The organism is Comamonas humi, assembly GCF_054782535.1.
Window position 1 is genome coordinate 89,141 of record NZ_BAAGSH010000009.1, and the last position, 13,585, is coordinate 102,725.

Consider the following 13,585-nt stretch of genomic DNA (forward strand, 5'->3'; position numbering starts at 1 on the left):
ACCATGTCCCAGTTTTTCATCAAGCGCCCCAACTTCGCGTGGGTGGTGGCCATCTTCATCCTGCTCGCCGGGCTGATGGCCATACCGGTGCTGCCGGTCTCGCAGTTCCCCAACGTGGCGCCGCCGCAGATCGCGATCTCGGCCACCTACCCGGGCGCCTCCGCCACCACGGTGATGGAGTCGGTCACCAGCGTCATCGAGGAGGAGCTCAACGGCACCAAGGGCCTGCTGTACTTCGACTCGTCCAGCGGCTCCACCGGCCTGGCCGAGATCACCGCCACCTTCGCGCCGGGCACCAACCCTGCGCTGGCCCAGGTCGAGGTGCAGAACCGCATCAAGAAGGCCGAGGCGCGGCTGCCGGCCGCCGTGATGCAGATGGGCCTGCAGGTCGAGCAGGCCAGCGCCAACTTCCTGCTGATCTACTCGCTGACCTACCAGGGCGACAGCGCGGGCAAGAGCGAGGTCGGGCTGTCCGACTTTGCCGTGCGCAACATCAACAACGAGATCCGCCGCGTGCCCGGCGTGGGCAAGGTGCAGTTCTTTGGCGCCGACGTGGCCATGCGGGTCTGGGTCGATCCGCAGAAGCTGCTGGGCTACGGCCTGTCGGTGGCCGATGTGAACGCGGCCATCGCCGCGCAGAACGCCCAGGTGCCGGCCGGCAGCTTCGGCAGCCAGCCCGGCGCGCCCGGGCAGGAGCTGAGTGCCACCATCGCGGTGCGCGGCACGCTCGGCTCGCCCGAGGAGTTCGGCCAGATCGTGCTGCGCGCCAAGGGCGACGGCGCGGTGGTGCGCCTGGCCGACGTGGCGCGGATCGAGGTCGGCCAGCTGGACTACAGCTTCTCGTCGCGCGAGGACGGGCACAAGGGCGTGGCCGCCGCCGTGCAGCTCGCCCCGGGCGCCAACGCGCTGCAGACCGCCGAGGCCGTCAAGGCGCGGCTGGCCGAGCTGTCGCAGAACTTCCCCAGCGACATCCAGTACGCCGTGCCCTACGACACCTCGCGCTTCGTCGAGGTGGCCATCGGCAAGGTGATCCAGACCCTGGTCGAGGCCGTGGTGCTGGTGTTCCTGGTGATGTGGCTGTTCCTGCAGAACCTGCGCTACACGCTGATCCCCACCATCGTGGTGCCGGTGTGCCTGGCCGGCACGCTGGCGGTGATGTATGCGCTGGGCTTCTCGGTCAACATGATGACCATGTTCGGCATGGTGCTGGCCATCGGCATCCTGGTGGACGACGCCATCGTGGTGGTGGAGAACGTCGAGCGCATCATGGCCGAGGAGGGGCTCTCGCCGTTGGCCGCCACCGTCAAGGCCATGCAGCAGGTGTCGGGCGCCATCGTCGGCATCACCCTGGTGCTGGTGGCGGTGTTCCTGCCGCTGGCCTTCATGAGCGGCTCGGTGGGCGTGATCTACCGGCAGTTCTCGCTGTCGCTGGCGGTGTCCATCCTGTTCTCGGGCCTGCTGGCGCTGACCTTCACGCCGGCGCTGTGCGCCACGCTGCTCAAGCCCATTGCGGCCGGCGAGCACCACGAGAAGAAAGGCTTCTTCGGCTGGTTCAACCGCCGCTTCGCGGGGCTGACCGAGCGCTTCTCCGCCCTCAACCAGCGACTGCTGCAGCGCACCGGGCGCTACATGCTGATCTACGCGGCCATCGTGGGCGGGCTGGGCTTTGCCTACACGCGCATGCCCGAATCCTTCGTGCCCTACGAGGACATGGGCTATTACATCGTCAGCGTGCAGCTGCCGCCCGGCGCGACCGAGGCCCGCACCGAAGCCATGGTGCGCGACATGGAGGCCTACGTCCAGGGCCGGCCGGCCACGGCCCAGGCCGAGTTCCTGATGGGCTACAGCTTCTCGGGCATGGGGCAGAACGCGGCGCTGGCCTTCGTCACGCTCAAGGACTGGTCGGTGCGCGGCGCCGGGCAGGCCTCGTGGGACGAGGTGCAGGCCTTCAACCAGCGCTTCGCCAGCCTGGCCGACGGCACGGCCATGGCGGTGGACCCGCCGCCCATCGACGGTCTGAGCAACTCCGGCGGCTTTGCGCTGCGCCTGCAGGACCGTGCCAACCTCGGCCGCGAGGCCCTGGTCGCCGCGCGCGACGAACTGCTGAAGCAGGCCAATGCCTCGCCGGTGATCGCCTACGCGATGATGGAGAACCTTGAGGATGCGCCGCAGCTGCGCCTGGACATCGACCGGCGCAAGGCCCAGGCCCAGGGCGTGGGCTTCGCGGCCATCAGCGCGGCGCTGTCCACGGCCTACGGCTCGGCCGTGGTCAACGAGTTCCCGAACGCGGGCCGGCTGCAGCGCGTGGTGGTGCAGGCCGACACGGCGGCGCGCATGCGGCCCGAGGACATCCTGCGCCTGTACGTACCCAACGAGCGCGGCGAGCAGGTGCCGCTGGCGTCCTTCGCCTCGGTGGACTGGGAGATGGGGCCGGTGCAGATCTCGCGCTACAACGGCTATCCGGCCTTCCGCATCGCGGGCGACGCCAAGCCCGGCCGCACTACCGGCGAGGCCATGGCCGAGCTGGAGCGCATCATGGGCGAGATGCCCAGCGGCATCGGCTACGAGTGGACCGGGCTGTCGCTGCAGGAGCGGGCCGCGGGCGCGCAGGCGCCCAAGCTGTTCGCGCTGGCCATCGTCGTGGTCTTCCTGCTGCTGGTGGCGCTGTACGAGAGCTGGGCCATTCCCGCGGCCGTGATGCTGATCGTGCCGATCGGCGCGCTGGGCTCGGTGCTGGCCACCTCGGCCGTGGGCCTGGCCAACGACGTGTACTTCAAGGTCGGCCTGATCACCATCATCGGCCTGGCGGCGAAGAACGCCATCCTGATCGTGGAGTTCGCCAAGGACCTGCACGCGCAGGGCCATTCGCTGCGGGACGCGGCGCTGCAGGCGGCCCGGCTGCGCTTCCGCCCCATCGTGATGACCTCGCTGGCCTTCATCCTCGGCGTGGTGCCGATGGCGCTGGCCAGCGGCGCGGGCGCCTCCAGCCAGGTCGCCATCGGCGTTGGCGTGATCGGCGGCATGCTGTCGGCCACGCTGCTGGGCGTGGTCTTCGTTCCCATCTTTTTTGTCTGGGTGCTGTCGCTGTGGCGTGGCTGCAAGGCAAACCAGGCAGGCGGAGCGGATGCCCCGGCTGCCCCCCAAGGAGAATCCGCGTGACGCAAGGCCTTGTTTCCCCCCTTTCCTGGCGTGTGGCCGCGCTGGCCGCCGTCCTGGCGCTGGCCGGCTGCGCCTCGCTGGCGCCGGTCTACGAGCGCCCGCAGGCGCCGGTGCCCGCCGAATGGTCCACGCCGCAGGCCGGTGCTGCAGCCGGTGCGTCCGCCGCCGCCACGCTGCAGTGGCAGGCCTTCGTGACGGACGAGGTGGTGCGCGGGCGCATCACCCAGGCGCTGGCGCACAACCGCGACCTGCGCCAGGCCCTGCTCGATGTCGAGGCCGCGCGCGCCCAGTACGGTGTGCAGAAGGCCGACCGTCTGCCGGGCGTGGACCTGCAGGCCGCGGGCAGCCGCCAGCGCCTGCCGGGCGACCTGAGCGGCACGGGCCGGCCCGTGGTGCAAAGCAGCTACCAGGCGGGCCTGGGGCTGGCGTCCTTCGAGCTGGACCTGTTCGGCCGCGTGCGCAGCCTGTCGGAGGCCGCGCTGCAGGAGTATCTGGCCACCGAGGAAGCCGCGCGCAGCGTGCGCATCAGCCTGGTGGCCGAGGTCATCCAGGCATCGCTGGCGCATGACGGCGCCCGCCAGCGGGTGGAGCTGACCCAGCGCACGCTGGCCTCGCGCGAAGCAGCGCTGCAGCTGGTGCAGCAGCGCCGCCAGCGCGGCGTGGACACGGCGCTCGACGAGCACGAGGCCGAGGGGCTGGCCGAGCAGGCCCGCGCCGAGCTGGAGCGCGCCCGGCGCGACCACCTGCAGGCCGGCAACGCGCTGGCGCTGCTGCTGGGGCAGCGCCCCGCCGAACTGGAGCGCCCGCTGGACGCCGCGCCGCTGGTGCAGGAGCTGGCGGCGGGCGCGCCCGCCGAGCTGCTCGAGCACCGGCCGGACATCCGCGCCGCCGAGCGCCAGCTGCAGGCCCGCAACGCCAACATCGGCGCGGCGCGCGCCGCCTTCTTCCCGCGCATCACGCTCACCGGCGCGTTCGGCAGCTCCAGCGCGCAGCTGTCGGAGCTGTTCGGCGGCGGCCAGCGCAGCTGGTCCTTTTTGCCGCAGCTGCAGCTGCCGCTGTTCGACGGCGGCCGCAACCAGGCGATGCTGGACCTGGCCGAGCTGCGCAAGGACATGGCCGTGGCGGCCTACGAGAAAAGCATACAGCTGGCCTTCCGCGACGTGGCCGATGCGCTGGCCGCCACCGACACGCTGCGGCGCGAAGAGGCTTCGCGCCGCAAGCTGGCAGCCACCAGCGCGCAAAGCCTGCGCCTGGCCACGGCCCGCTACCGCGGCGGCGTGGACAGCCATTTGCGCTACCTCGACGCCGAGCGCAGCCACTTCGCCAACCAGATGGCCGTGATCGAGGTGGCCACCCAGCGCCAGATGGCGCTGGCCACGCTGTTCAAGGCGCTGGGCGGCGGCTGGGCCTCGCCCGAGCCTTTGTGATCACTTCATCAGCTTCTGCAGCGCAGGCCAGACGTTCGCCAGCATCGTCGGGTGGGCGCTGGCCAGCGGGTGGATGCGGTCGGCCTGGAAGTTCTTCTCGAAGTTCGGCACGTCGGCCACGCCCTTGAGCAGGAAGGGCACCAGCGCCGCGCCCTTGGCCTCGGCCACCTGGGTGAAGACGCGGGCGAAGTCCTGCGTGTACTTGGCGCCATAGTTGGGCGGCACCTGCATGCCCACCAGCAGCACCTGGGCGCCGGCCTGGCGCGCGGCGTCGGCCATGGCGACGAGGTTGGCCTCGGTACTCGCCAGCGGCAGGCCGCGCAGCGCGTCGTTGCCGCCCAGCTCCAGCACCACGACGGCGGGCTGGTGCTGGGCCAGCAGGCCCGGCAGGCGGGCGCGGCCGCCCGAGGTGGTGTCGCCGCTGATGCTGGCATTGACGGCCTGCCAGGGCCGTTTGTCGGCCTGGAGTTTCTGCTGCAGCAGCGCCACCCAGCCGCTGCCGCGCGCGAGGCCGTATTCGGCGCTGAGCGAGTCGCCGACGACGAGGATGGTCTTGCCGGCGGCAGCCGGGGCCTGGGCAATACCCGTTGTGCAGGCCAGCGCCGCGGCAGCGGCTACCATGCCGTGCAACCAACTGCGGCGAGAGCTTTGCCGCGGGGCAAGAGGAAAAAGGTTTTTCATGGTGAATGCTTCGATGGATCAGTCCGCTTCTGGTTCCCTGGAAACCGCGGTGATCCGCGTGCAGCAACTGCACAAGGCGGTGTCGGACTCGACCGGTACGCTGACTATTTTGCGGGATATCGATTTCAGCGTGGCGCGCGGCGAGACGGTGGCCATCGTCGGCGCCTCGGGCTCGGGCAAGAGCACGCTGCTGTCGCTGCTGGCCGGGCTGGACACGCCCACCGGCGGCACGGTGTGGGTGCAGGGCCAGGATCTGTTCGCGCTGCACGAGGACGACCGCGCCGCGCTGCGCGCGCGCACCATGGGCTTCGTGTTCCAGAACTTCCAGCTCATAGGCACCCTGACGGCGCTGGAGAACGTGATGCTGCCGCTGGAGCTGGCCGGCCAGCGCGATGCGCGCGCCGCCGCGGCGCGCATGCTCGAGCGCGTGGGCCTGGGCCAGCGGCTGTCGCACTATCCCAAGCTGCTGTCGGGCGGCGAGCAGCAGCGCGTGGCGCTGGCCCGCGCCTTCGTTGTGCAGCCGGCGGTGCTGCTGGCCGACGAGCCCACGGGCAGCCTGGATTTCGCCACCGGCGAGGCGGTGATGAACCTCATCATGGAGCTGAACCGCGAGGCCGGCACCACGCTGCTGATGGTGACGCACGACCGCGCCATCGCCGCGCGCTGCACGCAGCGCATCACCATCGAGGCCGGGCGCATGGTCTGAGCTGCCTGCAAAAACCATAGCTGCTGGCGCTCAATAGCAAAGGACTTCAGATAGAAAACTATCTGAAGTCCTTTTACGTTAAGCGCAAGCAGCTCACAAAATATGCGGATGCACGAAAAAAAATCGCCCGCGGGCCTAGGCCCGACAGGCGATTCCAAGCGGAGAAACTCGCGTTGTTATCCGGTATCAGCTCCCTGCGAGGGGAGGCTTAGGCCTTCTGGCCGACTTCGAAGTTGGCCATGAATTCCAGGGCACGCACCATGCCGGAATGGTCCCAGGCCGCGCCGCCGTGGGCCACGCAGGTGCTGAACAGCTGCTGCGCGTTGGCGGTGTTGGGCAGGGCCACGCCCAGGTCCTTGGCGGCGGACAGCGCCAGGTTCAGGTCCTTCTGGTGCAGTGCGATGCGGAAGCCCGGATCGAAGGTGCGCTTGATCATGCGCTCGGCGTGCACTTCGAGGATCTTGCTCGATGCGAAGCCGCCCAGCAGGGCCTGGCGCACGCGCTCGGGGTCGGCACCGGCGCGCGATGCGAACAGCAGCGCTTCGGCAGCGGCTTCGATGTTCAGCGCCACGATGATCTGGTTGGCCACCTTGGCGGTCTGGCCGTCGCCGTTGCCGCCCACCAGGGTGATGTTCTTGCCCATCAGCTGGAACAGGGGCTTGATGCGCTCGAACACGGCATCGTCGCCGCCGACCATGATGGACAGCGTGGCGTTCTTCGCGCCCACTTCGCCGCCGGACACCGGAGCGTCCAGGTAGTCGACGCCCAGGTCGTTGATGCGCTTGGCGAAGCCCTTGGTGGCCACGGGCGAGATGGAGCTCATGTCCACCACCACCTTGCGGGCACCTTCGGACTTGCTGGCCTTCAGGCCTTCGGCCACGCCGCCTTCGGCGAACAGGGCTTCTTCCACGTTGTGCGTGTCGGGCACCATCGTGATGATGATGTCGGCGCGCTCGGCCACGCCCTTGGCGCTGGTGCACTTGGTGGCCGGGCCGTTGGCGATCTCGTCGGGCAGCTTGCCCAGCGTGAACACGAACAGGTTATGGCCGGCGTTGATCAGGTGCTGGCACATGGGCGCGCCCATGATGCCGAGGCCGACGAAACCGATTTTCAGGGGGGAATTGGTCATGGTGGTCTCCTTGGAAGCTAAAGACGGTGAACTATGAAAATTGGAGCAGCCAGCGCTTGACCATCAAGCGCTGCGGGCAGATTCGGCTGGTATCAGCCGGCCAGCGCCTTGCGCCAGCCCAGGCCTGCCTCGGTGGTGGTCGCGGGCTTGTACTCGCAGCCGATCCAGCCGGTGTAGCCGATGCGGTCCAGGTGCTTGAACAGGAAGGGGTAGTTCAGCTCGCCGGTGCCGGGTTCGTTGCGGCCGGGGTTGTCGGCCAGCTGGATGTGGCCGATGCGCGCCAGGTGCTTGGTGGCGGTGTTGGCGATCTCGCCTTCCACGCGCTGGGCATGGTAGATGTCGTACTGCACGAACAGGTTGGGCGCGCCCACTTCGTCGATCAGCGACAGCGCTTCGTCGGTGCGGTTCAGGTAGAAGCCGGGAATGTCGAAGGGGTTGATCGGCTCGATCAGCAGGCGCAGGCCGGCTTCGTGCAGCTGGGCGGCGGCGTAGCGCAGGTTCTCGACCGTGGTGCGGCGCAGGTCGGCGTCGGACACGCCGGCAGGGCGCTTGCCCACCAGGCAGTTCAGCTGGGGCGTGCCCAGCACCTTGGCATAGCGGATGGCGGTGGCCACGCCGGCGCGGAATTCCTCCACGCGGGCCGGGTCGCAGGCAACGCCGCGGTCGCCGCCGTCCCAGTCGCCGGCGGGCAGGTTATGCAGCACCAGGGTCAGCTTGTTCTTGACCAGTTGTTCCTTGACCTGCTCGGGCTCGAAGGCATAGGGGAACAGGAACTCCACGGCTTCGAAGCCGGCGGCAGCGGCACGGCCGAAGCGCTCGAGGAAGGGCACCTCGGTGAAGAGCATCGTGAGGTTGGCGGCAAAACGGGGCATGTCTGATTTCTCCGAAAGAATGATCTAGTTATGAAAGCGGGGCATGGAGCAAGCCATGCCCTCGCGGGTGTCGCAACGGTTAGTCGAGCATCGCCAGTGCGCTGGGCACGTCGATGGAGCCGGTGGCCAGCTCTTCGAACTCGATCACGTTGTCGATCTCGGCGCCCATGGAGATGTTGGTCACACGCTCCAGGATGCACTCGATCACCACCGGGGTCTGGTGCTCGGCCATCCAGGCTTCGGCCTGCTCCATGGCGGCGGCGAAGTCGTCCGGCTTGGTCACACGGATGGCCTTGCAGCCCAGGCCTTCGACGACCTTGACGTGGTCCACACCGTAGCCGCGGGCCTCGTCGGTCTCGGGCATGTTGATGTTGTCGAACGCCAGCTGCACGCAGTAGTCGATCGAGAAGGCGCGCTGGGCCTGGCGGATGAGGCCGAGGTAGCTGTTGTTGACCAGCACGTGGACGTAGGGCAGCTTGAACTGTGCGCCCACGGCCAGCTCTTCGATCATGAACTGGAAGTCGTAGTCACCCGACAGCGCGACGATGCGGCGCTTGGGGTCGGCCACGCGCACGCCCAGGGCGGCGGGGATGGTCCAGCCCAGCGGGCCCGCCTGGCCGCAGTTGATCCAGTGGCGGGGCTTGTACACGTGCAGGAACTGCGCGCCGGCGATCTGCGACAGGCCGATGGTGGACACGTAGGTGGTGTCCTTGTCCAGGGTGCGGTTCATGCACTGGTACACGCGCTGGGGCTTCATCGGCACGTTGTCGAAGTTGGTCTTGCGCAGGAACTCGACGCTGTTCTTGCGGTCGCGGCACTCCAGCAGCCAGGCGCTGCGGTCGCGCAGCTTGCCGGCGGCACGCCACTCGCGGGCCACTTCGACGAACAGCTTCAGTGCGGCGCCGGCGTCGGAGACGATGCCCAGGTCCGGCGAGAACACGCGGCCGATCTGCGTGGGTTCGATGTCCACGTGCACGAACTTGCGGCCCTTGGTGTAGACCTCGACCGAACCGGTGTGGCGGTTGGCCCAGCGGTTGCCGATGCCCAGCACGAAGTCGGAAGCCAGCATGGTGGCGTTGCCGTAGCGGTGGCTGGTCTGCAGGCCGCACATGCCCACCATCTGCGGGTGGTCGTCGGGGATGGTGCCCCAGCCCATCAGGGTGGGGATCACCGGCACGCCGATGGCTTCGGCGAACTCGACCAGCTCGGCGCTGGCGTCGGCGTTGACGATGCCACCACCGGCCACGATCAGCGGACGCTCGGATTCATTGAGCATCGACAGCGCCTTCTCGATCTGGGCGCGGGTGGCCGAAGGCTTGTAGGCAGCCATGGGCTCGTAGGTGTCGATGTCGAACTCGATCTCGGCCAGCTGCACGTCGATCGGCAGGTCGATCAGCACCGGGCCGGGACGGCCGGAACGCATCAGGTGGAAGGCCTGCTGGAAGGCGCGGGGCACCTGGGCGGGTTCCAGCACGGTGGTGGCCCACTTGGCCACGGGCTTGGCGATGGAGGCGATGTCCACGGCCTGGAAGTCTTCCTTGTGCAGGCGGGCACGGGGGGCCTGACCGGTGATGCACAGGATTGGGATCGAGTCGGCGCTGGCCGAGTACAGGCCGGTGATCATGTCGGTGCCGGCGGGGCCGCTGGTGCCGATGCACACGCCGATGTTGCCGGCCACCGCACGGGTGTAGCCTTCGGCCATGTGGCTCGCGCCCTCGACGTGGCGGGCCAGGATGTGGCCGATGCCGCCGTGGCTCTTCATTGCTGCGTACAGCGGGTTGATTGCTGCGCCGGGCACGCCGAACGCGACCGTGACGCCTTCTTTTTCGAGAACCGCTACCGCCGCCTCGATTGCCTTCATCTTTGCCATGGATGGTCTCCTAAAGTTGATTGATTGCTGATGGATTGGTTGTGACTGTAGGCAGTGGCGGCACTTGTGAGAATCCACAGGGAGACCATAAAATCTATTCTCGTCAAGAATAAGTAAGGCGCTGAAGGGGACAACAGGCTTATGGACCGGCTCGATGCAATGCAGATGTTTGTGCGCGTGGTGGAAACCGGCAGTTTCACCCGGGTGGCACAGGAGTTCCAGACGACGCAGCCCACCGTCACCAAGCAGATCAGCGCCCTCGAGGCGAGGCTGCGGGTGCGGCTGCTCAACCGCAACACGCGCGGCGTCAGCGTGACCGAACCGGGTGCGCTGTACTACGAGCGCTGCAAGGACATCGTCGGCAGCCTGGCCGAGGCCGACGACCTGGTGCGCAGCAGCCAGCAGCACGTGCGCGGCCAGCTGCGCGTGGGCAGCTCGGTGGCCTTCGGGCGGCGGGTGATCGTGCCGCTGGTGATGGAGTTCATGGCCGAGAACCCGGACGTGCACATCGACCTGAGCTTCGAGGACCGCTACACCGACCTGGTGGCGCAGGGCATCGACGTGGCGATCCGCCTGGGGCGCCTGGCCGACTCGAACCTGGGCGCGCGCATGCTGGGCTTCAACCCCTGGATGCTGGTGGCCTCGCCGCGCTACCTGGAGGAGCACGGCACGCCCAAGAAGCCGCAGGACCTGAAGGACCACCATGCGCTGGTCTACAGCAGCGTGCAGGGCGACGACATCTGGCGCCTGTCGGGCGCGGACGGCGAGGTGGTGTCGGTGCGCGTGGCCGGGCGGCTGCGCTCGAACAACCTCTCGGCGCTGCTGGCCGCGGCCCGCGCCGACATGGGAATCGCCGCGCTGCCGCGCTATGTGGCGGCCGACTCAATGGCCACGGGCAGCGTGGTCGAGGTGCTCAAGGGCTGCCGCCTGCCCGAGCAGGAGATGCACGCCGTCTTCCCATCGCCGCGCCTGGTGCCGCAGAAGGTGCAGGCACTGATCGCCTTCCTGCAGCCGCGCTTTGCCGAGCAGTGGTGGGACCGGCTGCCGAAGGTCTGAGCGGGGCCTATTTGCCCAGGGTGTAGCCGCCGTCGATGGTCACCACCGTGCCCGTCATGAACTGGAACGGCGGCCGGGACAGCGCAATGATGGCGCCGGCGATTTCCTCGGTGCCGGCCAGGCGGTTCAGCGGGTGCATGGCCGCCATCGCCGGCTCGTTGAGTTCTCCGGCCTCGATCGAGCGCTCGATCATCGGCGTCTTGACGTAGCCGGGCGCAATGGCGACGACGCGGATGCCGTCGGCCGCCCATTCCAGCGCCAGCGAGCGGGTCAGCGCCGCCACGCCGGCCTTGGAGACGGCGTAGTGCACGCGCCCCTTGGCCATCACCATGCCGGCCACCGACGAGATGTTCACCACCACGCCAGCGCGGGCCTTGAGCTGCGGGTAGAGGGCGTGCATGCTATAGAACGAGCCGCTCAGGTTGACGGCCATCACGGTGTCCCATTCCGATGGATGCTTGTCGGCACTGGACTGGCGGTCGCCCGCGATGCCGGCGGCATTGATCAGCAGGTCCACGCCATCGAGCTGGCTGGCCGCGGCGGCCACGGAGGCATAGTCGGCGATGTTGACCGCAATGCCGCCATCGCGGTCGGCGCTACGGTCCCAGACGACGACGTTCCAGCCCTCGGCGCGCAGCTGGCGCACGCACTCCGCGCCTATGCCGCTGGCGCCGCCGGTGACGACGGCCGTCTTGCTTGGTTGGTTCATGCTTGTTCCTCGTGAGTAGTCAGGCTTGCCGGTGGCGGCTGGGCCGTATTTAGTCCAGGTGGATGTTGGATGCCGCCACCACGTCGCCCCAGACCTTGATTTCGCTGTGGATGAACTTGTCGAACTCCTCGGGGGAGATGGGCGGTGTGCTGGTGAGGTTCATGAGCTTGAACCGCTCCATCATGGCCGGCGAAGCGGTAATGGTGCCGACCTCGGCATTGATGCGGTCCACGATGGCGCGGGGAATGCCGCGTGGCGCAAAGATGCCGTACCAGCTCTCCATGTAGATGGGCAGGCCCTGCTCGGCCAGCGTCGGGATGTCCGGGGTTTCGGGGAGGCGAAAGCGCCCATTGACGCCGATGCCGTGGATTTGGTGCTGCTTGAGGTAGGGGATGGGGGTGACGGCATCCAGGGCAGCGACCTTGACCAGGCCGGAGCGCATGTCGGACAGGATCAGGTTGCTGTCCTTGTAAGGGACGTGGTTGGCCTGGATGCCCAGCGATTTCAGCAGCGCCTCCATGACGATATGGCCGCCACTGCCCACCCCGTAGGACGCATAGTTGACCGGCTCCCGGCTGGCCTTCACCCAGGCCGCGAACTCCTTGATGTTGCGGGCCGGAACGTCGGCCGATACGGCCAGGATCGCGCCTTGGGAGCCAAAGCGGGAAATGGGCTGCAGCTTGGTCGCGTCGCTCTTGTCCTTGGGGAACAGCACGCGCGCCCCCACAATGGCCGAGCCAAAGCTCAACAGCAGGGTCTGCCCGTCGGGGGCGGCTGCCAGCGTTGCGGCCGTCCCGATGCGGCCATTGGCCCCGGGCTTGTTCTCCACGACGATCGCCTGCCCCAGCTTTTTCGCCAGCTCGTCGGCGATCAGCCGGGCAAAGATGTCGGAAGAGCTTCCCGGCGGGGTGGGGACGATGAGGCGGATGGGCCGCGTTGGCCAGCCGGACTGCGCAAAGGGCTGTCCCGCGGCCATGCCCAGCAATCCTGCGGCGATGAGTTGAGTGGCGAAGCGACGCTTCATGGAGGTCTCCTGATTGGTATGGATTGTCTGGCCGATGCCGGGCCGCACGCTCGAATGCAGCTCCAGCGGGTTCGGATTCAGGCCTCGTCGACGATGCCGTTGCGCAGGATGCCCATGCCTTCGACTTCCACCTCGCAGGTGTCGCCGGGCTTCATCCAGACCTGCGGGCTGCGGGCCAGGCCCACGCCCGACGGCGTGCCGGTGATGATGAGGTCGCCCGGCTGCAGGGCCATGGCTTCCGAGCAGGCGGCCACCAGCGTGGCCACGTCGAAGATCATGTCCCGGGTGTTGGCGTCCTGCAGCACTTCGCCGTTCAGGCGGCATTGGATGCGCAGGCCCCGGGCGCCGGCGGGCAGTTCGTCGGCGGTCACGAACTCGGGGCCGAAGGAGCCGCTGGCGTCGAAATTCTTGCCCAGCGTCCACTGGTTGGTGCGCAGCTGGTAGTCGCGGATGGAGCCGTCGTTGAAGAGGGAGTAGCCGGCCACATGCTCCAGAGCCTGCTCCTTGGCGATGTAGCGGCCGCCCTTGCCGATGACGGCAACCAACTCTGCCTCGTAGTCGAACTGCGTCGAGACATGCGGGCGCACCAGCGGCTCGCCATGGCCCACCCACGAGGACGGATAGCGCTGGAACACCACCGGGTGCTTGGGCGGCTCGAAATTGCTTTCCGCGGCATGGTCGACATAGTTGAGGCCGATGGCGAAGGCCTTGGCCGGATTGCTCACTGGCGGCAGATAGCGGATGCCTCCGAGCTGGACGACATGGCGGGCTTGCTGCAGCGCGGCGCGGGCGGCCTGCATGCCGGCATCGCCCTGGCGCAGCAGGGCATCGAGCGTGTCCGGCAGGCCGGCTGCGGTCAGGTCGACGAGCTGGTTGCCGTCGATGCGCGCACCCAGGGCGCGGTGGCCGTTGCCTTGTGAAAATGCGATCAGTCTCATGGGGAATCTCCTTC

At 68.2% G+C, this 13,585-nt stretch carries 11 protein-coding genes; 4 read left to right on the forward strand and 7 right to left on the reverse strand.

The features are described from left to right. Positions 1 to 3: 3 nt before the first annotated feature. Both ACYVKR_RS11680 and ACYVKR_RS11685 read left to right on the forward strand, forming a co-directional pair. The gene (locus ACYVKR_RS11680) at positions 4 to 3,159 is read left to right on the forward strand and encodes a multidrug efflux RND transporter permease subunit (RefSeq protein WP_460481080.1); all 3,156 of its coding nucleotides are present in this window, start codon (positions 4 to 6) and stop codon (positions 3,157 to 3,159) included. Continuing rightward, positions 3,156 to 4,586, forward strand: a complete 1,431-nt coding sequence (locus ACYVKR_RS11685) for an efflux transporter outer membrane subunit (protein WP_460481081.1) — start codon at positions 3,156 to 3,158, stop codon at positions 4,584 to 4,586. Before ACYVKR_RS11680 ends, ACYVKR_RS11685 begins: the two co-directional genes overlap by 4 nt. Here the strand turns inward: ACYVKR_RS11685 and ACYVKR_RS11690 are convergent, their stop codons facing one another. Next, positions 4,587 to 5,207 (reverse strand): arylesterase, encoded by a 621-nt coding sequence (locus tag ACYVKR_RS11690; protein WP_460481082.1) that lies wholly within the window; start codon positions 5,205 to 5,207, stop codon positions 4,587 to 4,589. It abuts the gene before it with no gap. Between the two features lie 73 nt (positions 5,208 to 5,280). On the opposite strand from ACYVKR_RS11690, the gene ACYVKR_RS11695 reads away from it, so the two are divergent. After that, complete coding sequence (locus ACYVKR_RS11695) at positions 5,281 to 5,973, forward strand: ABC transporter ATP-binding protein (protein WP_460481083.1); 693 nt, start codon at positions 5,281 to 5,283, stop codon at positions 5,971 to 5,973. Positions 5,974 to 6,181: 208 nt separating this feature from the next. Here the strand turns inward: ACYVKR_RS11695 and ACYVKR_RS11700 are convergent, their stop codons facing one another. The 3 genes from ACYVKR_RS11700 to gcl all read right to left on the reverse strand — a co-directional run bounded on the left by ACYVKR_RS11700 (position 6,182) and on the right by gcl (position 9,844). After that, a complete protein-coding gene (locus ACYVKR_RS11700) occupies positions 6,182 to 7,102 on the reverse strand; it encodes an HIBADH family dehydrogenase (RefSeq protein ID WP_460481084.1) in 921 nt (306 codons plus the stop codon). Positions 7,103 to 7,194: 92 nt separating this feature from the next. Continuing rightward, on the reverse strand, positions 7,195 to 7,974 hold the full coding sequence (hyi, locus tag ACYVKR_RS11705) for a hydroxypyruvate isomerase family protein (protein WP_460481085.1): 780 nt from the start codon (positions 7,972 to 7,974) through the stop codon (positions 7,195 to 7,197). A gap of 79 nt (positions 7,975 to 8,053) precedes the next feature. Next, positions 8,054 to 9,844 (reverse strand): glyoxylate carboligase, encoded by a 1,791-nt coding sequence (gcl, locus tag ACYVKR_RS11710; RefSeq protein ID WP_460481086.1) that lies wholly within the window; start codon positions 9,842 to 9,844, stop codon positions 8,054 to 8,056. Positions 9,845 to 9,985: 141 nt separating this feature from the next. Between gcl and ACYVKR_RS11715 the strand changes: the two genes are divergently transcribed. Next, the gene (locus ACYVKR_RS11715) at positions 9,986 to 10,900 is read left to right on the forward strand and encodes a LysR family transcriptional regulator (RefSeq protein ID WP_460481087.1); all 915 of its coding nucleotides are present in this window, start codon (positions 9,986 to 9,988) and stop codon (positions 10,898 to 10,900) included. 7 nt (positions 10,901 to 10,907) lie between these two features. Here ACYVKR_RS11715 and ACYVKR_RS11720 read toward each other — a convergent pair whose 3' ends face one another. The 3 genes from ACYVKR_RS11720 to ACYVKR_RS11730 form a co-directional block, all read right to left on the reverse strand. Continuing rightward, positions 10,908 to 11,609 carry an SDR family NAD(P)-dependent oxidoreductase gene (locus ACYVKR_RS11720; RefSeq protein ID WP_460481088.1) on the reverse strand — a complete coding sequence of 234 codons (702 nt, stop codon included), beginning with the start codon at positions 11,607 to 11,609 and terminating at the stop codon, positions 10,908 to 10,910. A gap of 49 nt (positions 11,610 to 11,658) precedes the next feature. Then, on the reverse strand, positions 11,659 to 12,633 hold the full coding sequence (locus ACYVKR_RS11725) for a Bug family tripartite tricarboxylate transporter substrate binding protein (RefSeq protein ID WP_460481089.1): 975 nt from the start codon (positions 12,631 to 12,633) through the stop codon (positions 11,659 to 11,661). Positions 12,634 to 12,710: 77 nt separating this feature from the next. After that, positions 12,711 to 13,571, reverse strand: a complete 861-nt coding sequence (locus ACYVKR_RS11730; RefSeq protein ID WP_460481090.1) for a fumarylacetoacetate hydrolase family protein — start codon at positions 13,569 to 13,571, stop codon at positions 12,711 to 12,713. Positions 13,572 to 13,585: the final 14 nt, after the last annotated feature.